27 protein-coding genes are annotated in these 26,111 nt (G+C 41.5%); 22 read left to right on the forward strand and 5 right to left on the reverse strand.

Going from position 1 to position 26,111, the window contains the following annotated elements; translation table 11 throughout:
• Nucleotides 1-151: 151 nt before the first annotated feature.
• The 4 genes from V5M37_RS04965 to V5M37_RS04980 are packed head-to-tail and all read left to right on the forward strand — an operon-like array spanning nt 152 to nt 4,597.
• On the forward strand, nt 152-1,012 hold the full coding sequence (locus V5M37_RS04965; protein WP_213146749.1) for a carbohydrate ABC transporter permease: 861 nt from the start codon (nt 152-154) through the stop codon (nt 1,010-1,012).
• Nucleotides 1,012-1,824 (forward strand): carbohydrate ABC transporter permease, encoded by an 813-nt coding sequence (locus tag V5M37_RS04970; RefSeq protein ID WP_213146453.1) that lies wholly within the window; start codon nt 1,012-1,014, stop codon nt 1,822-1,824. The genes V5M37_RS04965 and V5M37_RS04970 overlap by 1 nt, the downstream gene beginning before the upstream one ends.
• Nucleotides 1,825-1,875: 51 nt before the next feature.
• The gene (locus tag V5M37_RS04975) at nt 1,876-2,895 is read left to right on the forward strand and encodes a LacI family DNA-binding transcriptional regulator (RefSeq protein WP_423801036.1); all 1,020 of its coding nucleotides are present in this window, start codon (nt 1,876-1,878) and stop codon (nt 2,893-2,895) included.
• 43 nt (nt 2,896-2,938) lie between these two features.
• Nucleotides 2,939-4,597, forward strand: coding sequence for a glycoside hydrolase family 13 protein (locus V5M37_RS04980; protein WP_423801037.1), 1,659 nt, complete (start codon nt 2,939-2,941; stop codon nt 4,595-4,597).
• A gap of 45 nt (nt 4,598-4,642) precedes the next feature.
• On the opposite strand, the gene V5M37_RS04985 is transcribed toward V5M37_RS04980, so the two are convergent.
• The gene (locus V5M37_RS04985; RefSeq protein WP_423801038.1) at nt 4,643-5,158 is read right to left on the reverse strand and encodes a DoxX family membrane protein; all 516 of its coding nucleotides are present in this window, start codon (nt 5,156-5,158) and stop codon (nt 4,643-4,645) included.
• A gap of 270 nt (nt 5,159-5,428) precedes the next feature.
• Between V5M37_RS04985 and V5M37_RS04990 the strand changes: the two genes are divergently transcribed.
• Nucleotides 5,429-7,660, forward strand: coding sequence for a bifunctional diguanylate cyclase/phosphodiesterase (locus V5M37_RS04990; RefSeq protein WP_423802575.1), 2,232 nt, complete (start codon nt 5,429-5,431; stop codon nt 7,658-7,660).
• 79 nt (nt 7,661-7,739) lie between these two features.
• On the opposite strand, the gene V5M37_RS04995 is transcribed toward V5M37_RS04990, so the two are convergent.
• Nucleotides 7,740-8,129 (reverse strand): hypothetical protein, encoded by a 390-nt coding sequence (locus V5M37_RS04995; RefSeq protein WP_423801039.1) that lies wholly within the window; start codon nt 8,127-8,129, stop codon nt 7,740-7,742.
• 164 nt (nt 8,130-8,293) lie between these two features.
• Between V5M37_RS04995 and V5M37_RS05000 the strand changes: the two genes are divergently transcribed.
• Nucleotides 8,294-9,226 carry a COX15/CtaA family protein gene (locus V5M37_RS05000; RefSeq protein ID WP_423801040.1) on the forward strand — a complete coding sequence of 311 codons (933 nt, stop codon included), beginning with the start codon at nt 8,294-8,296 and terminating at the stop codon, nt 9,224-9,226.
• A 51-nt stretch (nt 9,227-9,277) separates the two neighbouring features.
• On the opposite strand, the gene V5M37_RS05005 is transcribed toward V5M37_RS05000, so the two are convergent.
• On the reverse strand, nt 9,278-10,234 hold the full coding sequence (locus tag V5M37_RS05005; protein WP_423801041.1) for a DMT family transporter: 957 nt from the start codon (nt 10,232-10,234) through the stop codon (nt 9,278-9,280).
• 149 nt (nt 10,235-10,383) lie between these two features.
• Here V5M37_RS05005 and V5M37_RS05010 point away from each other — a divergent pair, with 149 nt between their 5' ends.
• From V5M37_RS05010 to V5M37_RS05030, 5 genes are all read left to right on the forward strand, one after another.
• On the forward strand, nt 10,384-10,728 hold the full coding sequence (locus tag V5M37_RS05010) for a rhodanese-like domain-containing protein (protein WP_423801042.1): 345 nt from the start codon (nt 10,384-10,386) through the stop codon (nt 10,726-10,728).
• Nucleotides 10,729-10,746: 18 nt separating this feature from the next.
• Nucleotides 10,747-11,715: a bile acid:sodium symporter family protein gene (locus V5M37_RS05015; RefSeq protein WP_423801043.1), complete on the forward strand. Its 969-nt coding sequence runs from the start codon at nt 10,747-10,749 to the stop codon at nt 11,713-11,715.
• Between the two features lie 18 nt (nt 11,716-11,733).
• Nucleotides 11,734-13,044 (forward strand): purine/pyrimidine permease, encoded by a 1,311-nt coding sequence (locus V5M37_RS05020; protein ID WP_423801044.1) that lies wholly within the window; start codon nt 11,734-11,736, stop codon nt 13,042-13,044.
• A gap of 151 nt (nt 13,045-13,195) precedes the next feature.
• Nucleotides 13,196-13,615, forward strand: coding sequence for an SRPBCC family protein (locus V5M37_RS05025; protein ID WP_423801045.1), 420 nt, complete (start codon nt 13,196-13,198; stop codon nt 13,613-13,615).
• Nucleotides 13,616-13,981: an ArsR/SmtB family transcription factor gene (locus tag V5M37_RS05030; protein WP_423801046.1), complete on the forward strand. Its 366-nt coding sequence runs from the start codon at nt 13,616-13,618 to the stop codon at nt 13,979-13,981.
• A 37-nt stretch (nt 13,982-14,018) separates the two neighbouring features.
• Here the strand turns inward: V5M37_RS05030 and ade are convergent, their stop codons facing one another.
• Nucleotides 14,019-15,764: an adenine deaminase gene (gene ade / locus V5M37_RS05035; RefSeq protein ID WP_423801047.1), complete on the reverse strand. Its 1,746-nt coding sequence runs from the start codon at nt 15,762-15,764 to the stop codon at nt 14,019-14,021.
• 198 nt (nt 15,765-15,962) lie between these two features.
• Here ade and V5M37_RS05040 point away from each other — a divergent pair, with 198 nt between their 5' ends.
• From V5M37_RS05040 to modA, 5 genes are read left to right on the forward strand one after another with little or no spacing between them, the layout of a single operon-like run.
• On the forward strand, nt 15,963-16,898 hold the full coding sequence (locus tag V5M37_RS05040; RefSeq protein WP_423801048.1) for a dipeptidase: 936 nt from the start codon (nt 15,963-15,965) through the stop codon (nt 16,896-16,898).
• Nucleotides 16,895-17,926, forward strand: coding sequence for a P1 family peptidase (locus V5M37_RS05045; protein WP_423801049.1), 1,032 nt, complete (start codon nt 16,895-16,897; stop codon nt 17,924-17,926). The genes V5M37_RS05040 and V5M37_RS05045 overlap by 4 nt, the downstream gene beginning before the upstream one ends.
• Nucleotides 17,927-18,157, forward strand: a complete 231-nt coding sequence (locus V5M37_RS05050; protein ID WP_423801050.1) for an excisionase family DNA-binding protein — start codon at nt 17,927-17,929, stop codon at nt 18,155-18,157.
• Nucleotides 18,157-18,528: a DUF488 domain-containing protein gene (locus V5M37_RS05055; protein ID WP_423801051.1), complete on the forward strand. Its 372-nt coding sequence runs from the start codon at nt 18,157-18,159 to the stop codon at nt 18,526-18,528. The genes V5M37_RS05050 and V5M37_RS05055 overlap by 1 nt, the downstream gene beginning before the upstream one ends.
• Nucleotides 18,525-19,310, forward strand: a complete 786-nt coding sequence (modA, locus tag V5M37_RS05060) for a molybdate ABC transporter substrate-binding protein (protein ID WP_423801052.1) — start codon at nt 18,525-18,527, stop codon at nt 19,308-19,310. The genes V5M37_RS05055 and modA overlap by 4 nt, the downstream gene beginning before the upstream one ends.
• 38 nt (nt 19,311-19,348) lie before the next feature.
• Here modA and trhA read toward each other — a convergent pair whose 3' ends face one another.
• The gene (gene trhA / locus V5M37_RS05065; protein ID WP_378587371.1) at nt 19,349-19,996 is read right to left on the reverse strand and encodes a PAQR family membrane homeostasis protein TrhA; all 648 of its coding nucleotides are present in this window, start codon (nt 19,994-19,996) and stop codon (nt 19,349-19,351) included.
• A gap of 131 nt (nt 19,997-20,127) precedes the next feature.
• On the opposite strand from trhA, the gene V5M37_RS05070 reads away from it, so the two are divergent.
• The 6 genes from V5M37_RS05070 to V5M37_RS05095 all read left to right on the forward strand — a co-directional run bounded on the left by V5M37_RS05070 (nt 20,128) and on the right by V5M37_RS05095 (nt 26,109).
• Nucleotides 20,128-20,721 carry a DUF1836 domain-containing protein gene (locus V5M37_RS05070; RefSeq protein ID WP_423801053.1) on the forward strand — a complete coding sequence of 198 codons (594 nt, stop codon included), beginning with the start codon at nt 20,128-20,130 and terminating at the stop codon, nt 20,719-20,721.
• Between the two features lie 152 nt (nt 20,722-20,873).
• On the forward strand, nt 20,874-21,326 hold the full coding sequence (locus V5M37_RS05075; protein ID WP_423801054.1) for a YhcH/YjgK/YiaL family protein: 453 nt from the start codon (nt 20,874-20,876) through the stop codon (nt 21,324-21,326).
• A gap of 14 nt (nt 21,327-21,340) precedes the next feature.
• The gene (locus V5M37_RS05080) at nt 21,341-23,011 is read left to right on the forward strand and encodes an FAD-binding protein (RefSeq protein ID WP_423801055.1); all 1,671 of its coding nucleotides are present in this window, start codon (nt 21,341-21,343) and stop codon (nt 23,009-23,011) included.
• Nucleotides 23,012-23,149: 138 nt separating this feature from the next.
• Nucleotides 23,150-24,061, forward strand: coding sequence for a dihydrodipicolinate synthase family protein (locus tag V5M37_RS05085; RefSeq protein ID WP_423801056.1), 912 nt, complete (start codon nt 23,150-23,152; stop codon nt 24,059-24,061).
• A 4-nt stretch (nt 24,062-24,065) separates the two neighbouring features.
• Nucleotides 24,066-24,704, forward strand: coding sequence for a GDSL-type esterase/lipase family protein (locus tag V5M37_RS05090; protein ID WP_423801057.1), 639 nt, complete (start codon nt 24,066-24,068; stop codon nt 24,702-24,704).
• 13 nt (nt 24,705-24,717) lie between these two features.
• Entirely contained in the window at nt 24,718-26,109 is a 1,392-nt protein-coding gene (locus V5M37_RS05095; RefSeq protein ID WP_423801058.1) for an ABC transporter substrate-binding protein, read from the forward strand.
• Nucleotides 26,110-26,111: the final 2 nt, after the last annotated feature.

The following is a 26,111-nucleotide window of genomic DNA, read 5'->3' on the forward strand; positions in this document are numbered from 1 at the left end:
CAAATTTATAATGGGTCCTTAACAAAAGGACCCATTATTGTTTGAGAGACAAGCGGCTGGTTCGTAAGGAAGCTTCCCCTTATCAATCAGCCCCTTTTCTCTCATTATAAAACGAGAGATAGAGATTATTGCTTGGAGGTTTTTTACCATGATGCGTACTCGGGATTTATCCTATTGGCTATTTTTAGCACCAGTTCTGTTGGCCTTATCTATGGTTGTGATCGTCCCGCTGGTATTTGGTATATATTATTCTTTTACTAATTGGAACGGAATCGAAGTAGGCAGTTTCGTCGGCCTTGAGAATTATTTGGCCATTTTGGATGATAAGGAATTTTTAGATTCCATGTGGTTTACCGTGAAATTTTCAGTGGTTTCCATTATTCTAATTAACCTTTTTGGCTTATCTTTAGCCCTTATTGTCACTTCAAAAATTAAATCCAATAAGTTCTTAAGAACGATTTTCTTTATGCCAAACTTAATTGGCGGCTTGATTCTTGGTTTTATCTGGCAGTTTATTTTCATTAAAGTGTTTGCTGGAATTGGTTCAGTGTTTGGAATTCAAAGTTTAGAAGGCTGGCTTTCTACTACCCAAACAGGTTTCTGGGGACTTGTCATTTTAATGAGCTGGCAGATGTCCGGATACATCATGGTCATCTACATTGCCTATTTGGAAGGCGTGCCTGGTGAATTGATAGAAGCAGCAGAAATTGACGGAGCAAGTCCATTTCAACGTCTCCGCTACATTATTTTCCCATTAGTCGCACCTGCTTTTACAGTCAGCATGTTCCTGACTTTGTCCAATACGTTTAAGCTTTACGACCAAAACCTATCGCTTACTGGCGGAGGACCATATAACTCCACACAAATGGTGGCAATGGAAATTTTTAAAACGGCCTTTACTGAAAGTGAAATGGCGTATGCGCAGGCAAAAGCGGTTATTTTCTTTGTGATTGTTGCTGTCATTTCCTTAACACAGGTATACATCAATAAGAAGAGGGAGGTTGAAATGTAATGAGGAAAAATAAATGGCCCATTGAGATCCTAGGTATTATATTAGGTCTTATCTGGCTCTCTCCCTTCTACTTAATGATTGTGAACTCCTTTAAAACAAAGCGTGAAATGTTCGAGGATACACTAAAGCTTCCGGCAGGCTTTAACTTCGATAACTATATCGAAGCCTTTACGGAGCTGAATTTTCTTCAAACTTTCATGAATTCTGTGTTGATTACAGTAGTCAGCGTACTGGTGATCATTGTTTTTTCATCGATGGCAGCATATGCTTTATCACGGAATAAAAGCAAAATCAGTAGTTTTATATTCTTCCTGTTTGTTGCAGCGATGCTGATCCCGTTTCAATCAGTTATGATTCCATTGGTGACGATATTTGGGAAATTAGAAATGTTAAACCGGGCTGGCATTATCTTTATGTACCTCGGATTTGGCGCCAGTTTATCGATCTTTTTATATCATGGTACATTAAATAGCATTCCTAAATCATTGGATGAAGCGGCCACTATTGACGGAGCTAACCGCTTCCAAATCTTCTGGTATATCATCTTCCCAATGTTAAAACCGATTACGGTCACCGTTGCGATTTTAAATACGATCTGGATTTGGAATGACTACCTGCTTCCATCCTTGGTTATTAACCAGGAAGGGATGGAGACGATTCCGCTCAAGATGTTCTTCTTCTTTGGAGAGTATACGAAGCAGTGGCATCTGGCCCTTGCCGGACTGACCATTGCGATTATTCCAGTCATCATTGCTTATTTCTTTGCCCAGCGTGAAATTATTAAAGGGATTTCCGAAGGTGCAGTTAAATAACAAATTTACTATATAATAGAATCAAACTTTATTGGCTTAGGGGGAAGCACTGTGGTAACGATTAAGGATGTAGCAAAGGCAGCTAATGTGGCGCCCTCAACGGTTTCTCGGGTGATAGCCAACAATCCGAGAATCAGTGAGAAGACTAAGAGGCGTGTGAAAGAGGTCATGGAGGAATTAGGATACTATCCTAATTTGCAAGCAAGAAGTCTGGCCGCCAAAAGCACCCAAACGATCGGGGTCATTATGCCGAACTCAGCCTATCATGCTTTCCGCAACCCGTTCTTCCCTGAAGTCTTACGAGGAATCAGCATGAATGCCCATGACAGCAGATACGGGATTTACCTTTCCACAGGTTCAACGGAGGAGGAGATTCACGAGGAAGTGCTGTCGATGGTAAATGGGAGACGGGTCGATGGGATTGTCATGTTATATTCACGGGTTAATGACCGCACTATGCAGTACCTTTCGGAAATAGACTTCCCATTTACCGTAGTGGGCCGGCCAAGCACCTATGAAGAACGAATTACGTATGTTGACAACGATAATATTTTTATAACTAATCAGGTGACAAAATATTTGATTGCCCTTGGTCATAAAAACATTGCCTTTGTGGGCGGGAATTTGGACTTTGTTGTCGCCCATGACCGTTTAAATGGTTATCGAATGGCTTTAACAGAAGCGGGTCTTCCCGTAAATGAAGCCTATTTGGTTCATGAAAGATTTGTTAATGAAAATGGACGGGATGCCATTCAATCTTTGATCAATTTGAAAGTGCAGCCAACTGCATTTGTCACCCAGGACGATTTAATGGCGTATGAAATCATCAGCCACTTGGATGCTTTGAACATTCGAGTGCCAGAAGATATTTCGATTATCAGCTTTAATAACCTTTCATTATCGGAGCACTCGAAGCCTCCATTAACGTCAGTGGATATCGGTACCTTTCAACTGGGCCAGGTGGCAACGCAATGTTTAATTGAAAAAATTGAGCATCCAGACACCCTGCCAAAACGAATTACAATCCCGACGAAGCTGATTGAACGAAAATCATGCGCCCCAAAAAGGTAAGTACTAACAATGGACTAACAAATAGAAAGTCAGTGAGGAAGATATGAGTAAATTATGGTGGAAAGAAGCGGTGGCCTATCAAATATACCCACGCAGCTTTATGGACTCGAATGGAGACGGGATTGGCGATATCCAGGGGATCATCACGAAGCTTGATTACCTTAAGGATTTAGGAATTGACGTCATCTGGGTCTGCCCAATGTTCGAGTCGCCAAATGATGATAACGGCTACGATATCAGCAATTATCAGGAAATCATGAAAGAGTTTGGAACGATGGCGGATTTTGATTTGCTTTTACAAGAAACTCACCGCCGAGGGATGAAGCTAATTCTTGATTTAGTCATCAACCACACGAGCGATGAACACCCATGGTTTGTTGAATCCCGCGCCTCTAAGGACGATCCGAAGCGCGACTGGTATATTTGGCGCGACGGTAAGGGCGGAAAGGAACCGAATAACTGGGAAAGCATTTTTTCCGGGTCTGCATGGGAATATGATGAAGCAACTGACCAATATTACATGCACCTTTTCTCAAAAAAACAGCCTGACCTTAATTGGGAAAATGAAGAAGTCCGCCATGCCCTCTATCAAACAGTAAATTGGTGGCTTGATAAAGGGATTGACGGCTTCCGCGTCGATGCCATCAGCCATATCAAAAAGGAAGTTGGCCTCCCCGACATGCCGAATCCAAAGGGGCTTCCCTATGTTCCATGCTTTGAAAAAATGATGAACGTGACCGGGATACACGATTTTCTTCAGGAATTAAAGGAAGAGACGTTCTCCAAATATGACATTATGACGGTTGGTGAAGCAAATGGTGTCACCGCCGATGATGCCAAGGACGTTGAGCTTTGGGTCGGGGAACAGCAGGGCAAATTCAACATGATTTTTCAATTCGAGCACCTTGCTCTTTGGGATGCTGAGGTAAAAAAAGAACTGGATATAGTAGAATTTAAGGATGTCCTGTCGCGCTGGCAGAAAGGGCTGGAAGGGAGCGGCTGGAATGCCCTTTTTATTGAAAACCACGACAAGGCCCGTGTAGTCTCCACCTGGGGAAATGATATGGAATACTGGCGGGAAAGTGCCACTGCCTTTGCTGCGATTTATTTTCTAATGCAGGGGACGCCATTTATTTATCAAGGCCAGGAAATCGGCATGACTAACGTCCGCTTTGATTCCATTGAGGATTATGATGATGTTTCTGCAAAAAATATGTACCGATTGAAACGGGCGGATGGTGTACCACATGAGGACATCATGGAGATAATCTGGGCGAGCGGCCGCGATAATTCTCGGACGCCGATGCAGTGGTCAAATGAAGTGAATGCTGGATTTAGCGTAGGAACTCCATGGCTAAAGGTCAATCCAAATTATCGCAAAATCAATGTGGCGGCACAAGAACACGACCAGGACTCCATATTGAATTTTTACAAAAAAATGATCCGTTTGAAAAAGGCCAATGAAGTGTTTACGTATGGCACGTATGATTTACTTTTGGCAAAAGACCCACAAATATTTGCCTACACCAGAACACTTGGCAAGGAAAAGGTGCTGGTAATTGCCAACCTTTCAGATAGTAAGGCAAAGGTAAAAGGAGTTAACTTTGAAAATAGCTCCTTGCTGCTTCATAATTATGAAGTTCCAAAAACGAGCGAACCAATTTTAAAACCATATGAAACAAGGGTATACCGCTTGAAATAAAAAAAGACGATTCGACTTTGCGAATCGTCTTTTTGTTAGAGTTTGTTAAGCAGTGGTATTAGGTTTTTCAGTCACGGCATGTTTCTTGGTCATTTTTCTGAAGAAAGGAACTACCCAGTAGTCTAAACCAAATCGTCCTGCGTTATAGCCGGCTGCTAGAATGATAAAGCCAAGGAAGATGTCAGTAGGGTTATGAGATACAGTTCCGGCTAAGAAGAAGGCGAAGTTCATCACAAGACCGAAGAACATAGCTGCAGTTGTCAAACATCCAAGCATCAATCCAAGACCAACCAACATTTCACCCCAAGGGACGATAAAGTTGAAGAGATCTACGTTTGGCAGGGCCACACCTTTTAAGAAATCTACATACCAGCCGTAAACAACAGCTCCATCTGGACCTTTTACAGGGTTTGCTGTCACTCCTTTTAAGAATCCTGCTGCATCGAAGCCGCCTGTTAATTTATGAAAACCTGCTGTGAACCAAGCGTAACCAAGGTATAAGCGGATAACAAGTAAGATGGCTGCGGAGACTTTGTTCTCCCTTAAGAATTTGTTAAACATAACTCATTCCACCTTTCAAAATTTATTTGTTTCTTTCTACTTCCAATATATAGAATTTTTCAGTAAAAAACATGGCTATAGTAATAAGTTCAAAGTTTGTTCGAAATGTTTTGACAGTTCCTTGAACGGTACAAAATTCAAAGGGGATGCCCGCATTTTTTACCATTGAAAACGCTGCTACTTCCGCTTTAACAACAATTGTAAAGTTAGATGTTTTTTGTTATTTTAAAATTAATGATTTTCGAAGCGAAAAAAGGGGAAAGAACGTTGATGGAATTGAAATTGGCAAATACTCGAATAAAGTGGATGATCATCATTTGTTTGCTTGTTTTTTCAGAGCTACTTGATTTAATTGTTTCTTTCAATTTTCCATCTATTAAACTATTTCACTTTACCACCATTTCGGTGATTGTATGTGCCATCCCTTTTCTCCTGGTCACTTTAAAGGAAATGGGGAAAAAATCAGTAGAATATGAAAAAAATGAACAAAAGTTAAAAAATATTTATGATTCCCTAGATGTAGCGATTTGGTCCCATGACCTCAAAACCAATCAGCTTTTCATTACCCAAGGGATTGAAAAATTGTATGGAGTATCGTTAGAAGACTTTTATCATGACCATGCTTTATGGAAAAAGGTCATTTTTTCGGATGATTTACCCATCATATCTGAACGTGAGCATAAAATAGCACTTGGGGAAACAGTAACAAGTGAGTATCGAATTATCCGGCCTAACGGTGAAGTGAGATGGATTTATGACAGGGGTTTCCCGACTTTGGATTCCAAAGGAAACTTTGTTTATTTTAGTAGTGTACTATTTGATATTACCGACCGGAAGGAAAGTGAGGACCGCTATCGCAGTTTAGTAGAAATGTCCCCAGACATCATCGCTGTTGTTAGTGAGGAGAAAATTGAATATATTAACGAGGCTGGATGGAGGCTGATGGGCGCAGCCTATCCGGAGCAACTAATTGGCAAGTCGCCATTAAATTATGTTCCCAATAACATTATCCGGACAATTCGAAGGAGGGTTGGATCCTATGATAACCCTATTCAGGAAAGAGTAAGTTTCGAATTTCAGGTAAAACGGCTTGATGGTGAATTAATAGATGTCGAAATGGCTTCAAACCCAATTCTTTTCGAAGGCAGATTTGCTGTGCAAATTGTCGGCAGGGATATTACGGAAAGGAAAAGGGCAGAGCAAACGATTAAAACAATGGCTTACTATGACGCGTTAACCGGCTTGCCAAATCGAAACAGCTTTAAGGCCCACTTAACTGAGGCAGTAACAAATCACCAACACCAAAAACCGGCTGTGTTATTTTTAGACCTGGATCGCTTTAAGATTATTAACGATACGAAAGGCCATTCTATTGGGGATATAATCCTTCAAATGGCAGCAGGCAGACTGCAAGGTGCAGTTCAACAGAATGGGATTGTTTCGCGGCAGGGTGGAGATGAATTTATCATTTTACTAGAAGACACCGATAAGGAGCAAGTGACCTATATAGCCGAAAAAATCCTAACTGCCTTTTCAAAGCCCTTCTGCGTAAATAATCAGGAATTCTTTGTTTCAACAAGTATAGGAATTAGTCTTTATCCTGAAGATGGCGCTGATGAGGAAAGCTTAATAAAAAATGCCGATACCGCTATGTATAAGGCAAAAGAGCGCGGGAATAACTTTCAATTTTATTCATCTAGTTTAAATGGAATATCAGTCCGAAAGATGGAATTGGAAAATGGTCTGCGTAAAGCATTGGAATTTAACCAGCTGATGCTCTATTATCAGCCGCAATTTTCCTTGACAACCGGGGAAATCGTGGGAATGGAGGCATTAATCCGCTGGGATCACCCGGAACACGGCTTTGTTCCACCCTCTGAATTTATTCCGCTTGCTGAGGAGACGGGGCTGATTGTCCCAATTGGCAAGTGGGTTCTTAGGGAAGCCTGCAGACAAAGGAAGGATTGGAGCAAAGCGGGAATAGCGGATTTTCCAATCGCTGTCAATGTATCGGTACGCCAATTCGAAGATGATCAATTTATTGAATATACTGCAGCGGTTTTGGAAGAAATAGGTCTCGATGCAGGGCTTCTTGAATTGGAAATCACGGAAAGCATCATGAAGAATCTGCAAAGATCGTCTTACATCCTTCATCAATTGGAGGGGATGGGGGTGCTTTTGTCCATTGACGATTTCGGGACAGGTTATTCCTCGTTAAGCTATTTAAACCGTCTTCCCATTCATAAAATCAAAATCGATAAATCCTTTGTACAGGATGTACCTTTCCTTGCAAGCCAAGAAATGCTGGTCAAAACAATTATTGATATGGGGTTAAACCTGAATTATATAGTCATCGCAGAAGGCATTGAAACCGGACATCAATTGGAGTTCCTGCGGCAAAATGACTGTGCTGTCGGCCAAGGCTACCTATTCAGCAAACCATTACCGCCAGACGAGATAGAGATGTATCTTGAACGCAATAAAAGTGGTATCCGTTTTTAATGGGTACCACTTTTTTTTTTGGAAATACCTTATGCTGCCGCTCGGAAGGAATTTATATGAAGATGCCGATTAGGGTAAGTCATTGCCCCCATTTCATGTTAATTGATAAAGTGCAGCAGTCAGCAGGCTGAGCCTGAGTGGCTGGTGTAGTGAGGATGAAAGCTACACCTGATGGCGTAAACCTTGTGCCAACAGGAATGGTGAGTCCAATCGATTTAATGAGGCTGTCAACCTCGGCGTGCTTTCCTTGCTGGGCGGCGTTCATGATTTTGCGGGCAAATCCGACATCACTAAGCCGATCGAGCAGCAAGCTCCCCTGCCTCATTAAAACACGGAAAGTTTTGATGGATTGTTCAAAAATTTTCGTATTCACTGGCGGGTAGGACCTTGGCGGAGGAAAGTGTATGGTGTAGGAAGGATAATACGTCATTGGCGGATTTACAGGATAATGAAAAGGGTTGTAATACATCATAACACTCCTTTTATAGCAAAACAGCATAGCAGTATACGGTATGTTTAAGGCGGAAATTTGGTTCCTAGAGGCACAATCGTGATGCATATCACCGAAATGATTGTCCGTTTTTGTTAAATTGTAAATAGATTCAAAATTTTCCCTAAATTGGAGGGCGAAAGGTGACAATCAAACGGTTAGCATTTATTTGTATGCTTCTAACGTATTTCTTAATTGTGTTTGGCGGCTATGTGGCTTCCTCTAATTCCGGAATGGGCTGTGGGCCGGAATGGCCGTTATGTAATGGAGAAGTAGTGCCTGTCTTAAAAGGGGCAACCTTAATCGAGTTTGGTCATCGAATAATTGGTGCTTTGCTAGGGATTTTATCCCTTGTCCTATTTATTAAGCTTTTAAGGGCAAATAGGGGGCAGACGGTCGGATTGGCTGCTTTTTCAATGTTAGGGCTTCTTATTATTCAAATCCTGCTTGGTGCGATTGTTGTAGTCCGCGATTTGCCATCCATCATAATTACCATTCATCTCATCATCGCTTTTACTTTTCTTGTTTTCTTAATTTGGATTTGGAGATACCGAGGATTTCAAAATCAGGCTATTCAAGTTGACTTCATTACTGAAAAGACTCTACCTGCTACGATCCATCTGAACATATTACTCATTCTTTTGACATGTACAGTTGCCTTTGGAGCCTATATTAAACATGAATCGTTTGGTATGGCTTGCGGGTGGCTGGGCTGTCGGCAAACATTTTTTCCTTCAAGTACACCTGAGTTGCTGCAAACCCTCCACCGCGGTCTGGCTGGTATTTCCGCAGGTTACATCCTGCTTTTGACATACTGGTCTTTTTCAAAAAGATGGGGAAAGGGTCTGCAGAAACGCTTATTGTTGGGGACATTAACCGTCTTATTTCAATTGATCATTGGTGCGGCGGTAATTGAAACTTCGATTTCCATCCCGCTTGCCGTCCTTCACCTTGCTATCGGAACTGCCCTATTTGCGATTGTCAGCGAGGCAAGGATTTATTTGGGGGAAAGAGCGGTTCCGGTTTCCGGCCTAAGAAAGCATAGACCGCAAGGGGATCGGAAAAGTTTTGATTAATTCAGAGGGCGCTTGAAAAATGACGATTTAAGCGCCCGCTCTTTTTAGAAATTATAAATGCTTTGCTTTTCCGCCATACACCGGTTTCTTCTTCTGCTGCGACTGATGAAGGAATTCCTCGAGCGCCCCAGAGCCAAATAACACCCCAAATAAAATAAGAAGGAATCCAAGGATTTGCGCAACGGATATTTTTTCTCCAAGAATCGTCACCGCGCTGACTAAGGTAAAGAAGGGCTCAAAGTTGATGAAGATGGCTGCTTCCGTTACGCCAACCTTGCTTACAGCATAATTGTAAATCATATGACCAATCGCAGTGGCGAATACGGCAGAAGCGAGAAAAATCATCCAAATACCGAAGGACCCGTTAGATAATTCCTTTAACCCGCCTGGTTCCATAAATAAACTAATGAAAAATAAAACAATCGACCCAAAAAGCATCATGTATCCAGTCAATAAGCGGGGATCCAACGTATCGGAAACTTTCTTTATCAGCACAAAACTATATGCCTGTGTAAGAATCGATAAAAAGATGTACAGATCGCCAAGGGAAATGCTGCTTAGGGACAAACCGCCATGTCCTGCCGTAACAATAAAGGTAACCCCAGTAAAGCCTAAGATGATTCCCAAAAATTTTACTAACGTTACCCTGCTCTTTAAAAAGATAAACGCCAGAATGGCTGACAAGAGCGGACCAAGCCCAAGAATGAGCCCTCCGTTTGTGGCAGTGGTTTTGCTTAAACCAATCGACAAAAAGAAATGATGACAGACCACGTTAAAAAATCCAGCCACAGCGATATAACGGAGTTCTTTTCTAGTCGGTATCCGGACCTTCTTTAAAAAGGCTAGGATAGTAAAGACAGATATTGCTGCAGTGAAAATCCGTAATGACGTGATCGTAACGATAGGAAAATGCGAAACAATTACTTTAATACCGACAACATTAAATCCCCAAACCGCCATTACCATAACGAGCAGCAAATACATCTGGAGTTTTTGCGCTTTTGCCATATCTCCACTTCTTTCTTATTCCATAAAATATAATGGCAATATTATACAACAGTGGAAGTCTTTTTTGTTCAGCTTTTTTTCGATTAACGAAAGATATTACATTCCCAAATTATAAAATTGTGTTATTCTTTTGAATGGGGGTGGTTAGGGTGACAGTGAAAAAAATTACAGCTAAAGAGCTGCATGAAAGATTACAAGGACAAGAAAATGTTATGATTTTGGATGTCCGGGCAAACGAGAAATACAACGAGTTTCACATAGAAGATTCCCATGTTGAAAGCCGTAACATTCCAAAAACAGAAATATTTGAACTTGAAGAAAATAAGGACAAACAGCTTACCTTACCGAAAGACAGAGAGGTCATTGTTACCTGCACGACCGGGAATTCGGCAGCAAAATGCGCGAATATCCTTGACCGAAAAAATTATCAGGTCACGCTATTGGAAGGCGGCGTCACAGCCTGGAGGGACTTTTTAAAGTCACTTGAAGATTAAAAAAGGGAGCGATCCTTTATGCTGCAAAAATTGAATAAAAAACTAGAGAAAATAATGCCATTTATAACCCCGGTTAGTGTTATAACCGGGGTTATCTTAAGTGCTTATATAAAGGATTTTTCCTTTTTAATCCCGTGGATTTTCGCCTTTATGACATTTGCCGGAAGCTTAAATTCCAATTTCAAATCGTTGAAAGACGCGATGCTTCATCCTTTTCCAATTTTTATAGCAATGCTGATTCTCCATATTCTCATGCCACTGTTTGCGTGGGGAGTGGGGCATATCACCTTCCCGAATGATGCCTATACCATTACGGGTTTAATTTTAGGGATGGTCATTCCAACAGGCATAACGAGCTTTGTTTGGGTTTCCATTTATAAAGGAAATATTCCGCTTGTGTTATCCATTATTTTAATCGACACCTTGTTATCACCAATCATTGTTCCATATTCTCTCTCAGTTTTTATGGGACAAAAAATTGAAATGGATTATGTCGATATCATGAAAGGATTATTGGGAATGATTGTGATCCCATCCATTATCGGAATGCTGTTAAACCAGTGGACAAAAGGAAAAATAAATCAACAATTAGGGGTAAAGCTTGCCCCATTTTCAAAAATCAGTATGGGTATTGTTGTGATGCTGAATGGAGCGGTTGTTGCTCCCTATCTTAGAAATATTGACCTTAAACTAATCGGTATTATGGTTACAGTCTTTGTTATTGCACTGTGCGGATATTTGCTTTCTTTTTTCCTGGGGAGGCTTTTGATTGGCGACCGGAATACGGCCATCACCTTGACCTTTTCAGGGGGAATGAGAAATATTAGTGCCGGCGCTGTCATCAGCGTCACGTATTTCCCGCCGGCGGTGGCCGTTCCGGTAGTGGTAGGGATGCTTTTCCAACAAATATTAGCGTCTTTAAATGGACATTTTATCGCAAAATACTACCAAAAAGACGCGGAAAAGCAGGATTCAGTTGCTGTCTAGAAAGAAGGAAATTTTATCATGAAGGGACAAACAATAAAGGATAGCGGACTGATTATTAGTGTCCAGGGAATTCAGTGGGCTGTTTTTATGTTAACAAACGTAATTGCAGTGCCGGTCGTTGTTGGAGCAGCCTTTCATATGGCACCGGCTGAAATCGCTGACTTTATGCAGCGCATGCTGTTTGTAACCGGAATCGCTACCTTAATTCAGATTTTTTTCGGCCATCGTCTTCCCCTCGTAGAAGGAGCAGCAGGAATGTGGTGGGCCATCTTTATCCTGCTCGGTACTATGAGTGTCCCAGCCAATCAAGGAAATGTGCTCCAACAATTAGAAATGGGGCTAATCATCGCCGGAATATTGTTGGCTATAATCGGTTTTTTGCCGATTATTGAAAATATACGTCTCCTATTTACACCAATTGTGACGGGTGTTTACTTAATTCTCCTAGTCAGTCAATTGAGTGGTTCGTTTTTAAAAAGCATGCTTGGCTTCACCGCTACCGGCCATTTAAACGGGAAAATTGCACTTATTTGTTTCCTAGTTGTTGTCATTATTTTATTCATATCATTAAAAACAACTGGCATTTTAAGAAGTTTAGGTCCGTTAGCTGGGATTATTGTTGGCTGGGCCATGTTTCATTTCTTTGGTTTGGGTGATACAAAACAAGCTTATGAACCCACCAAGTGGTTCAGCATTCCTGAATTTTTTTCTTGGGGAACCCCGAAGTTTGATATTGGGATTGCCTTAACCACGATTCTTACTTCGGTCGTCCTCATTTCCAACGTAATCTCCAGCGTTTTGGTAGTGGGACTGGCCTTAGAAAAAAGGGTAAAGCCTACTCAGTATCAGAAGGGGATTTTTGGGAATGGAGTTGGTTTAATCTTCTCTGGTCTATTTTCCGTAGTGGGCGTCATCCCGCTGGCTATTTCTGCTGGATTCATTATGACCACTGGCATTAAAAAATTGCTACCGCTCATTATAGGAGCGGTGTTAATCACGGCATCAGGATTTTTTCCGTATATAGGAGGGTTTTTAGCAACACTGCCACTAGAAGTTGCCTATGCATCCCTTTTTACAATGTTTACACAATTGCTAGGGTTTGGTATCCGCGATTTAATGGGGCAGGAGCCGACGGGACGGAACCTGATGGTGATTGGGATTTCCTTAATGACAGGAATTGGGATCATGTTTTTACCGCCAGAAGCCTTTGAAAATATCGCTCCATGGCTGCGGAACATTGTGTCCAACGGACTGCTCGTCGGCCTCATTTTATGTTTTGTGTTAGAGCATGTTATTTTTCGAAAAAGGAAAATCGAGCAGACAGCGTAATCCCTTCTGATTTGTGGAAGGGATTTTTTATATGCATTTTTGGGGAAAGTATTAAGGAACTTTTGTGTTGACATGAAACCAAATGGTTTTATATAATTGTAAATGTGAAACCAAAAGGTTGTATATTTTTTGAGAAAGCAGGTGGATTATATTGGTAAATACACTAGAAGACATCAAGAAATCAATCGTCATCGAAGCACCAATTGAAAAGGTTTGGGAGCATGTTTCTACGGCTGAAGCGATTGGGGAATGGTTCATGCCAAATGACTTCAAACCGGAAGTCGGTCATGAGTTTCACCTGCAATCTCCATTCGGTCCATCTCCTTGTAAAGTAACGGAATTTGATCCTCCAAACCTCCTTTCATTTAAATGGGATACAGAGGGCTGGTTTGCTTCCTTTATTTTGAAAGATTTGGGTGGAAAGACGGAGTTTACTCTGATTCATGGGGGCTGGAAACCGGCTGATGAAACCATCGGTAAAGCGGGCCAAAAATCTGGTGCTGTTCATCAAATCATGTCCGGCGGCTGGACTGGCATTGTTGAAAAGCTTCGCAAAATTGTGGAGAGCTAAGTGTCTGCATCAGCACAAAAACATGATGTGTTTCAGGCAATTGCTGACCCTACCAGGAGAGAGGTACTAAAGCTTCTCTCTGAAAAAGAATTACCGATTTCGGAGATCACATCGCACTTTTCAGTAAGTAGGACGGCTATTGCCAAGCATTTGAAAATCCTTTCCGAGGCGGAATTGGTCAGTGGACGAAAGGAAGGCCGTGAAAAAATTTATCGGCTCCATCCTGAACCGCTCTCGGAGCTAAAGCAGTTCTATGACCAATTCTGGAACAATAGGCTTTCTGTGTTGAAACATATTGTGGAAACGGGCAGGGAAAACAGCGGCCTAAAAGTGATTCAATCAGAGACAGAAAAAAAAGAACCTTAACGGGGTTCTTTTTTTGTACTTTAGGACAAAGCAAACGTTACTCTGCATCGATCGAGATATGCTGAAACTTGGAAACCTGAAATAAGCCTATGTCGGTCAGCTTTAATTCCGGTATGACTGGCAGGGTTAAAAAGGAAAGAGTTAAAAATGGGTTGAACTGGTGATTTGCCCCTAACTGGTTTAGTGCACCATGGATATTGTTTAGATTGGCGTAAACCTCTTGATAGGGGCGGTCCGACATCAACCCTGCGATGGACAGCGTTAATGATGCAAGGACCTTGCCGTCTTTTACAACTATCATCCCGCCTTGCATCTCCTTGATGGTTTTGGCGGCCATCACCATATCATGATCGTTTGCACCGGCAATCACAAGATTATGGGAATCATGGGCGATTGTAGTCGCTATGGCACCGGATTTCAGCCCCAGACCTTTGACAATTCCCAAACCGATAAAACCAGTCTGATGATGGCGTTCAATCACGGCCAATTTTAGCTGGTCCATATCCAAAGAGCATTGAAAAAAACCGGACTCATTTGTTTCCACCTGTTCAACGATATGACGTGTCACCAGGCTATTCGGGATGATTTCGATGATATTTGCCTTATGGGATTGAACCGGAATTTGAAATTCCTCCTCGGAAATTTCATGGAAACGAACCGTATGGGTTAAAGAGCTTGGGAGTTCCGGCTGGCTGCTTTCTTGAAAGTGTACAATGGCTCCTTTTTTTACAATAGCCGTCCCGTCCTTATAAACATCGGCAATTTTAATCGTTTCAAGATTCTCCATGATGATGAAATCTGCTTTATATCCGGGAGCGATAGCCCCTTTTTCCTCCAGTCCAAAACATTCTGCCGCGTTGATCGTTGCCATTTGAATAGCGGTTATTGGGGAGATACCCGCTTGCGTAGCCAGCCTAACATTGTGATCGATGCTTCCTTCATGAAGCAGGTCGTCAAGATGTTTATCATCTGTCACGAATAAGCAGCGGCGGGCATTACGCTCATTTACGACAGGGACCAATTGACGTAAATCCTTGGCCACAGTCCCTTCGCGGATCATCACATACATCCCCCGCTTGAGACGTTCCTTTGCCTCGGCTGCGTTTGTACACTCGTGATCGGTTCGGATGCCGGCAGCCATGTACACATTTATATCATTTGCGGAAAGACCGGCAGCATGGCCATCAATTTTTTTTCCAAAGGCTTTGGAAGTAGCAATCTTTTCGAGCATATCCTTGTCACAGTTAAGGACTGCAGGAAAATTCATGACTTCAGCTAATCCTAGAACCTTTGGCTGCTGAAAAAAAGGTTTTAACTGTTCGGCATTTAAAACAGCACCGGAATGTTCGAACTCAGTCGCAGGGACACAGGAAGGGAGCATAAAGTAAAAGTCAAACGGCAGGTTTTCGGAAGCATCGAGCATATATTGAATTCCTTCGGTACCGAGAACGTTGGCAATTTCATGTGGATCTGCAATAACAGTCGTTACACCATGCAGGAGAAGAACTTTGGCAAATTCGGCAGGTGTGACGATGGATGACTCGATATGAACATGACCATCGATGAAGGCTGGAGTTACATAAGCCCCATTCGCATCAATTACCTGTTTCCCCTCATATGTGCCAATACCCGCAAAGTAACCATCTGCAATCGCAATGTCCCCTTCAATCATTTCCCCGTTAAAAACATCGATAATTTTTGCGTTTTTAATAACTGTATCCGCTGGTTCTTTGCCGGATGCAACCGAGATTCTTCTTGCCAATTGTTGTCTTTCCATGCGCACCATCCCCCCTGAACTCTATATCTGACATATATTCTTTCCATACTAGTATTCTGTTAGTGTACGTAATTATTACAAGGTGGGATAAAGTCCTTCCAAAAATAAAAAGGACTGCAAAATTGAATATATACGATTTAAATACTAGGTTATAACCGCTAGCTTTTTTATGATACAATTTCCTTAAAAAAGGAGTCGGCCGACATGAATATCATTGACCTGCATTGTGATGCATTACTTAAGCTTTCGGAAGGTAAAGGTAAGCTGCGCTTTGCCAATGCCCCGGAATTAGAGACAAACAAAGCTCGCCTGCAGCAAGGCAAAATCAAGGCACAGTGCTTTGCGATCTTTATCGAACCGGATATCCCATCCGACCAAAAGTTCCAGGCAGCGCTGGAGCAAGTAGATTATTTTTATAAGGAAGTCTTAGGGGAAAATCCCGATATAGTACATATAAAGAATTGGGCTGATTTTGACCTGCTCAAAATTGGCCAGATTGGCGCGATGCTGACGCTTGAAGGTGTCGACGCGATTGGCAATGACCTTATGAAGTTGCGTACATTGTTCCAATTAGGTGTCCGTTCTGTCGGTCTTACCTGGAATAACGCCAATTTGGCGGCTGACGGTGCCGGCGAGCCGCGCGGGGCGGGGCTTACACTATTTGGTAAGGAAATCGTGCAATTAAACAACGAACATCAAGTCCTAACGGATGTTTCTCATTTGTGCGAAAAAGCATTCTGGGATGTCATAGAACTTGCAGATTACCCGATTGCGAGCCACTCCAATGCCAAATCCCTTTGTAATCACCCGCGTAATTTAACTGATGAGCAAGCTGCGGCAATGTTCCAAAAGGGCGGGCTGATCCATGTCGTCTATAATCCGCCATTTATTAATGAATCTGGGGATGCGCATATTAGTGACCTCATCAAGCATATTGACCATTTCTGCTCCCTTGGCGGGGTAAAGCAAATTGGCTTAGGGTCAGATTTTGATGGAATCTCCCAATTTATCATTGATTTAGAGAATGCTGGGAAATCGCAAAACCTGATCAATGAACTTTTAAAACATTACAGTGAAGAAGAGGTCAGGGGTTTTGCCTCACAAAACTTCCTTGACCACCGGCCGGGTGCCGCACGATGAAAATTCGCGAAATGGGTATGGCCATTGGTAAGATTGCGACGGGCGAAAAAAACTGCATAACTGACGTCCCGGGGGTAATGGTTGGGCACGTGACATTAGATTATCCTTTAAACGAAAAAAGCACCGACTATGCTTGTACGGGAGTAACCGCCATTTTACCCCATAGCGGAAACATGTTTAAAGAAAAAGTGACGGCAGCAAGCTGTGTCCTGAATGGTTTCGGCAAAACAACCGGACTCGTACAGGTAAATGAATTAGGTGTTCTCGAATCGCCGATTATGTTAACAAACACCTTTGGAGTCCCGGCAGTGACTCAAGGCACGCTTGAATATATGCTTGAGGAAAATCCGGAAATTGGTGATAAGACCGGAACCATCAATATTGTGGTTGGGGAATGCAATGACAGCCATTTAAACTCGATACGTATGTTTCCGGTTAAACCCGAGCATGCCATTGAAGCAATCAAAAAGGCCTCCAATCAGCAAGCTGAAGAAGGGGCCGTTGGTGCCGGAAAAGGCATGGTCTGCTTTGGCTACAAAGGCGGGATTGGGTCATCATCCCGAGTGGTATCAGACTATACAGTGGGCTGCATGGTCCTCAGTAATTTTGGCAGAAAAGAAGATTTTCGAGGATTTCAATATGAAACCGGAGCCGGACTTTCAGAAACTGCTGACGGTTCCATTATTATCGTTTTAGCAACCGATGCCCCGTTGAGCGATCGGCAATTAAAACGCGTAGCGAAGCGTTGCGGAATTGGTCTTGGGCGGACAGGTAGCCATTTCAGTCACGGCAGCGGCGATATTGTGATTGCCTTTTCAAACGCTTATAAAATTCCTCATTTTTCAGATGAGACGGCTGAAACACGGACACAGCTGCGCGAAGACCATCCCATTATGAATCAGCTATTTGCCGCAGCAGCTGAAGCGGCGGAGGAAGCGATTCTTAATTCCTTGACTCAGGCCGTTACCACACATGGAAGGGAAGGCCATGTTGTCGAAGCTATTTGTTTAAGGAAAGAAGGAAATTAAATGTACCTTTCAATAAAAGAAACAGCAGAGGTTTTATCCACATCAGAAGCTGACGTTAAGAAGCTCATTCAGCAGAAAAAAATCCGCGCTCTTTTTGACGGCAGTGATTACTTAATCAACAAGGAACAATTTAACACCCATCTAAAACAAATGGAAAAATACAAACAGCTTGTAGAGGAAATCTTGAGTGAACCCATACCTGAAGACTTGGACGTAAAGGATGAAGATTAATGGCAAATATTTTTTTAAAGCGAGTATATGAGCCTTACGATGAATCGGATGGGTGCAGGGTTTTGGTGGATAGGCTTTGGCCAAGGGGGATTTCGAAGGATACGGCAAGGCTCGATCATTGGTATAAAGAGATCGCGCCAAGCCCAAATCTTAGAAAGTGGTTTTGCCACAAACCGGAGCTGTTTGACGAGTTTCGCAGCCGTTATATTCAAGAACTGCGTACTGATGAGGAGAAGCTTCAATTAACTAGTCAAATATTTGAGATGGCAGCTTCTCAAAACGTAACGCTTTTATATGGCGCGAAGGACACGGTCTATAACCATGCGGTGGTCTTGTATGAGGAGTTAATGGAGAGAGGGGACATCGGGTGAAAAAAATATTTTTCACAGCACTGCTGTTAGTGTTAGTTCTATCCGGATGTTCTTCCAATAATCAAGCCAATAAAACGGATAAGAAAGAGGCGAAAGTGGAATTAACCATTTCCGCTGCCGCAAGTCTGCAAGATTCCTTGAATGATATTAAAGCAAGCTTTGAAAAAGCCCATCCCAATGTACAAATAAATTATAACTTTGGTGCTTCTGGAGCACTGCAGCAGCAAATTTCTCAAGGAGCGCCTGTAGACTTGTTCTTTTCCGCTGCAGAGGATAAATTCAATTTATTGGTCCAAAAAGGCGATATTGAAAAGAAAAACAGCATTAATCTTGTGGGAAATGACCTGGTGCTAGTTGTTCCGAAGGACAATAGCAAAGGCATTAATAATTTTAAAGATGTTTCGCGCGCGGAAAACATTTCGGTTGGTACCCCGGAATCGGTGCCTGCCGGAAAATATGCGAAGGAAACATTCGAAGCATTGAATATTTGGAATTCCCTTCAAGGTAAAGTGGTCTACGCAAAAGACGTCCGCCAAGTCCTTACCTATGTTGAAACCGGCAATGTGGATGCGGGAGTTGTCTATAAAACCGATGCCTTAACCTCCAAAAAGGTTAAAATAGCAGCAACGGCAGAGGACAGCACCCACACTCCCATCATCTATCCGGTAGGTGTTGTAAAAGAAACGGCACATCCAAAAGAAGCCGAGTTGTTTCTCGAATATCTTCAAAATCAAACATCGATAGACATTTTTAAAAAATACGGATTTAAAAACATACATTAAGCATGAAAAAGGCCTGGACGCGTCCAGGCTCTTTTTCATTAGATGACATATAAAAACACGCACATAAAATGGGCCAAGCTTCCAAGCATAATGAAGATATGGAAAATTTCATGGAAACCCCAATTTTTAAATTGCAAAAACTTCGGCTTTGCTCCGTAAATGACGCCGCCAACGGTATAGAAAATACCGCCAAGTACCAGCAGGAATAAGCCGTATGGATTAATGCTGCCGGAGAGCGGCGAGAAAACAAAGACCACCATCCAGCCCATCGCAATATAAAGGGCCGTTGAAATCCAGCGCGGGCAGTGAAACCAAACCATTTTAAAAACAACGCCGCAGATGGCGATTGCTGCAATAATCGAAAAGAGAACAGCACCTGTTTTTCCATTTAAGCTGATAAAACAGAATGGAGTGTACGTACCGGCAATCAGAATAAAAATCATCGAATGGTCAAGTTTTCTTAAAAAAGCAATCACTTTATCCCGCGCAATGACCATATGGTAGGTTGCCGAGGCTGAATAAAGAAGAATCATGCTAATACCAAAAATGATGACAGCGGCAATGGCAAGAGGCGAATGGGAAGTCAGTGAGGCTTTAATCACCATCGCCAACAGTCCGACAAAAGACAGAATCGCACCCGTCAAATGAGTGAGTCCGTTAATGGGCTCCCGAATATACGCATTCATTTTGTAACACTCCTATTCCGTTACGTAGTTTTGATAACTACATATAATGATACAAGTATATCAGAATCTAGTCAACGTCTATGTCTTCAGGTATAATAAAAAATATTAAGAATTGAACGGGGTTAACAGTAATGGAAAAAATCAATCAAATCATTGAAGAACTTGATTTGGAAGCGAATTTGCCGTTGGATGAGATTCCAAAGATAGATTTATATATGGATCAGGTCATCCAGCTTTTCGAAAATAAATTTGCGGAATCGAAGCGGAACGATGATGAAAAAATTCTTACGAAAACCATGATTAACAATTACGCCAAAGGAAAGCTTATTTTTCCTATTAAAAATAAAAAATACTCCAAAGAGCATCTCATCCTTATCAGTTTAATCTATCAACTGAAAGGTGCTCTATCCATTAACGATATCAAAACGACTCTAGATGGGATTAACAAAAGAATAATAAAGGAAGATATCGATTTAGATTCTTTCTATAACAGTTATCTAAATTTGACTGCCCAAAATGTCTCCGATTTCAAAGAGGAAATGACAAGAAGAGGGTTGGAGGTAAAGGAAGAAATCGCTGAAGGGCAGGAGGATACGTCGCCCTATCTGGAACGAGTGTTGATGATTTCGTCCCTTGTCCATATGAGCAATTTATATCGAAAAGCGGCAGAGAAGCTCGTTGACGGCATCGTGATTGACAAAGAAGGAAAGCGCCAGAGATCATAATGGTCTCTGTTTTTTTTTATACATAATAGGTGAAAATTTCTTCCATTTATAATGTGAAAAGAGAAAATAATTTACGGAACTTTGTGAGTATGCTATATTTTGTTTGAAAGCGGTTAACAATAAGAAACCAATTTATGAAGGAGCCGATAAAGATGATTGCCGATCACATTAGTAATTTTGAGTTATATAAAGGAATAAACGAAAAAGTGAATCGTGCCATTCATTATATTCAAACCCACAATTTTTCAAGCCTTCAAACAGGCATACATGAAGTTGAAGGGGAAGAACTTTTTTTTAACTTAATAGAATATGAAACGAAAGAAGCCGAGGAGCGGTTCTGGGAATCCCATAAAAAATATATCGATCTTCACTATATTCTTGAGGGAAAAGAGTTTGTCGCCCACGAGCTTTTTGAGAGAATGACGGTAAAACAAGACTACGATGAACAGGATGATTATTTCCTGCTGGATGGGAAAGTGCAGTCCAAAGTGAAGCTTGAAAAGGGCAATTTTATGCTCTTATATCCGAGCGATGTCCATATGACGGGCATTAAGGTGGACGAAGCGGAAAAGGTCAGAAAAGTAGTTTTTAAAATTCTTATTTAGGATGTGCGGGACAGATGATTAAAGAAATCATGACAACGGATGTATTGGTCGTTGGCAGCGGGATTGCCGGGCTTAAGGTGAGCATGGAACTGGCAAAAGCCGGACAAAACATCATCATGTCGACAAAAACACAGCTTTGCTCTGGATCCAGTTTTTTTCCCTTAAAGGCCTCTTTAGGGACACAAGTAACGAAAAACGAAGAAGACAAAGCCGTGTTTTTAGCGGATATTGATGCCGTCAGCCATGATATGCAAGACCGTGAGATGGCAAAAATCTATATTGATGAGATTCGGGACAGGGTTGAGGAGTTTCCCGAAATCGGAATAGAGCCTTATAAGCTTTCCGATGACCGGAAGGCCTGTTTTGCCAACCATGGCAGAACTATTTACATGCTGAAGGATTGGAATAAAATCAGGGAAAATGTTACCGAAATCATCGATCATTACCCTAATATTACCCTCATGGAGAGAACGGCAGTCATTTCTTTGATAAAGCAGGATGGTAGAGTGGCTGGGGCGATTCTCTTAAACAGGGATAATGACTTTATCATGATTAATTGTAAAGCCGTTGTCCTTGCTTCCGGGGGATTTGGGAATATATATAAGCATAATTTGAACCCAAATGACGTCGATGGATCAGGCCATATCCTGGCACTTGAAGCAGGTGCAAGCCTTGTTAATATGGAGTTTATTCAATTTATTCCAGGCTTTACATCGCCAAAATACAAGACATTATGGGGCGAGCATACGTTAAATTATTGCAAGGATTTTGTGGATGAGGAAGGAAACAGCATTTTAAATAGTGTGCTCCCAGAAGGCCTTTCTAAGGAAGAATGTTTTAAAATTCGCAGTACCCACGGTCCGTTTACAAATTCCCTGCCCTCCAAATATTTTGATATCGCGATGATGAAAGAAATTTTCAGAACGAAAAGCGAAGATGGTTTCGAGTTACTTTACGATCCTGAAATTTACAAGAATAAAAGTGATTTCTATACGATTTATTTAAATTGGCTTGAAGACCGCGGCATAAACCTAACTAAGAATAAGATGAAAATTGCTCCGTTTGCTCATGCCAGCAATGGCGGCGTCAAAATTGACAGCTACGGTCGGACAGGCGTACCCGGGCTATATGCAATTGGCGAGCTGGCCGGCGGGATTGAGGGTGCCAACCGTTTGGGTGGGAATTCTACCGGAGCTTGCATGGTGTTTGGAAAACGAGCTGCCCAAAATTGCCTTGAATATGCAGGAAGCATCGAGCGGCTAGAAATCAATCTACATCAGGTGACAACACAGTTGACACAGGGGATTCATGCCTTTTCAGCAGATTCACAAAGTGCTCTGACTCCACATGAAGTAATGGATGCGGTCAGGGAAATCATGTGGTTTCATGGCAACGTCATTCGCGATGAAAAAAATCTCCAAGCAGCCTTGAATAAAATCAAGGACTTGAAAGCATCTTTTAATATGGGGATTTTTACAAATAATATAAAAGAAAGAAAAAGCGCCTTTAAAGCAAGAAACTTCCTGATTCTTTCCGATCTGCTACTGCAGGCAATGCTGGAAAGAAAGGAAAGCAGAGGCGCTCATTATCGGGAAGATTATCCTTTTGAAGATGAATTTTATAATAAAAGGTTAGTAATTTCACGAATTAATGGAAATCTTAAGCTGAATTTTGAGGTCAGATAATCTTTCCATAGGGCATTGAAAAAGTGGAGATTTTTTTCAAAAATAAAATAAATGAAGAAAATTATTTACACTATTAAAATATTATGATATATTTTTCTTGTAAACGTTAACATTACTTTCACTCAGGTGGGGATATACATGAATTTAGAAAAGTTTAAAGGGATCATTCCCGCATTTTATGCCTGTTATGATGATGCAGGTGAAGTATCGGAAATCAGAACAAAAGACCTCTGCAACTATCTTTATGAAAAAGGGGTAAAGGGTCTTTATGTCGGCGGGAGCTCAGGAGAATGCATCTACCAAAATCTTGAGGAAAGAAAAGCAACCTTAAAATATGTTGCTGAAGCGGCCAAAGGGAAGCTGACATTAATTGCACATGTCGGCGCACCATCAACTCGGGATAGCGTCATTTTAGCAAAATATGCAGAAGAGCTGGGCTATGATGCACTATCTGCCATTCCGCCAATCTATTTTAAGCTTCCAGACAGCTCGGTTATTAAGTATTGGTCAGAAATAATGGAATCCACTGAACTGCCGTTTATTATTTACAACATTCCGCAAACAACAGGATACAATCTTTCACTGTCAGCCTTTAGGAAGCTGATTGAAAATAAAAAGGTAATTGGCGTAAAGAATTCATCGATGCCGGTAATGGATATCGAACGCTTTAAGGCAGCAGCAGGAGAAGACTTTATCGTCTTCAATGGTCCTGATGAGCAGTATGTTTCCGGCAGAGTAATTGGCGCTGACAGCGGAATAGGCGGTACGTATGCGGCAATGCCTGAATTGCTTTTAAAAGCAGAAGAGTTTGTGTCATCTGGGAATTTTGAACAAGCGAAAAATATCCAACGGGATATTAACGATATCATCATTGCCTTATGTTCTCTAAATGGCCATATGTATTCCACGATTAAGGAACTTCTAAAATTACGTGGTGTCAATGTTGGAAGTGTTAGAGGACCGCTTGAGCCTGTAACAGGCGAGGATTTGAAAAAGGTAGAAGAAATTAAGGATATGATTGATCAAGCTATCCTTAAATATAGCAGGTAAAAGAATGAAAAGAAGAATTGTTTGCTTTGGTGATTCTAACACATGGGGTTATAATGCCAAAACCTTGGAAAGATTCCCGGAAGGTATCAGATGGACTAGTATTCTGGCCGAGTTTTTGGGGGAAGAGTTTCAAGTGGTCGAAGAAGGGCTATCAGGCAGGACAGCTGTAGTAGATGACCCCTTATTTGAAGGGTTAAGTGGATTGGCCTATATTCACCCATGTTTAATGAGTCATGCGCCACTGGAGCTAATAATCATCATGATTGGTACAAATGATACGAAAGAACGGTTTCATTTAACTTCCTATAACATCGCCCAAGGCATAGCAAGACTTTCATATAAGGCCAAAAACACACCAGCAGGCGTAAACGGGGCTTTTCCTAAAGTTTTAGTAATTGCCCCGCCTCCGATTGGTGAAGAGTACTACGAAACTGAAGTGGGAAAGTCGATGGGGAAAGCATGTGACATCAAATCATCGGAACTTTCCACCCATTTAAACGAATTGATGCATATTCAAAAAACTGAATTTCTTGATACAAAAGGAATCGTTTCTATGAATCAAATCGATTTTATGCATCTTGATGAGGAAGGACACAGGCTTCTTGCTGAGCTTGTCTTCAATAAAATAAAAACTTATTTTTAAGGGGGAGAAATTTATGTTCAAGAAGCGTTTTCTTGCAACCGCTTTATCTGGTGTACTTGCCCTTTCAGCATTAGCTGGATGTTCAGACAAAGAATCAAGTAAACCGGCTGGAGGCTCCAAAGACAAAAAGACTGTAGAATTATCCTTGATGTTAACACCTCAATGGAAGGGTGTTATGGATGCAACAGAACAAGGAGCTGACTATGATAGCTTTTTCAAGCATGCAGCAGAGAAATTTTCCAAGCAATATAAGGACTATGACGTAAAGGTTAAGGTTGAAGTCGTTGCCAGTGAACAACGGGACGAACTGTTAAACGTTAAGTTAAACGGCGGCACCCCGCCAGATATCTTCTTTGAAAATACGTTTGCCATGGGTGACTACGCTCATCGCGGTGCATTAGTGCCATTAAATGATATTGTTGATGATGCAGCTAAGAAAGATATTGATCAGAACTACTGGGATACTGTGACGTTTGGCAAGGACATTTATTTCTATCCATTCTCCCATATGCCAGGAACATTTGCTTACAACGCTGATATGTTAAAGGCAGCCGGACTTGAAAAATATATCGGCGGCGAGAATGAAATTAAAACGTGGACTTTAGAAGAATATGAAACTATCTTAAATTCTCTTAAGAAGGACTTGCCAAAAGACAAATATCCAAATGCCTATCCAATGGGATTATATGCTCTTAACAACCAAGCGGATACTTGGAACCTAGCGTATCTAAGAATGTTTGGCAATCAGTTCTTTGATAAAAAGGGAAATATTGTCCTGGATGATGCTAAAGGTGTGAAAGCTGCAGAATGGTTAAAGAAAACCTATGATGCTGGTTTAACCAACCCTGGTGCCGAATCAGTTTCTTCTAACGACGTACTAGCTATGTTTAAGAACCAAAAGATTGCTATTGCTTTCACTAACTCAGTTCTATTTAACAACACAAAAGCTGAGATGGAACAAGGAAAGGCTCCTAAGTTCGATATCAGACTTGCAAACATTCCTTCTGAAAGCGGCGACCCATTAACATTTACTTATGTATCAGGCGCTGCCGTATTTAACACACAAGATGAAACTAGAATTAAAGTAAGTAAGGATTTTGTAAAATTCTTCTCAACTGACCCTGAGCTAGTAAAAGCATCTAAAAATGGTGTTCCTGTTAGAACTTCAGTGGCAAATGAGTTCAAATCACAAAATCCATTATTTGCAGCATATGACAAAAACGCTCAGTATTTATTCAACTTTACAGGAAGCGTTCCTGGGTACAGCCAGTTAAGACAGGTATTATTCCCTGAACTGCAAGCCATCTATACTGGTCAAAAATCACCTGAACAAGCAATCAAAGATTATCAGAAGAATGGTAATCAAGTAATTAAAGATGCAAAAGAAAACTCAGTGATTAAATAACC

This window comes from Neobacillus sp. SAB-20_R2A (assembly GCF_049568635.1).
Classification (GTDB): Bacteria; Bacillota; Bacilli; order Bacillales; family Cytobacillaceae; genus Neobacillus; species Neobacillus citreus.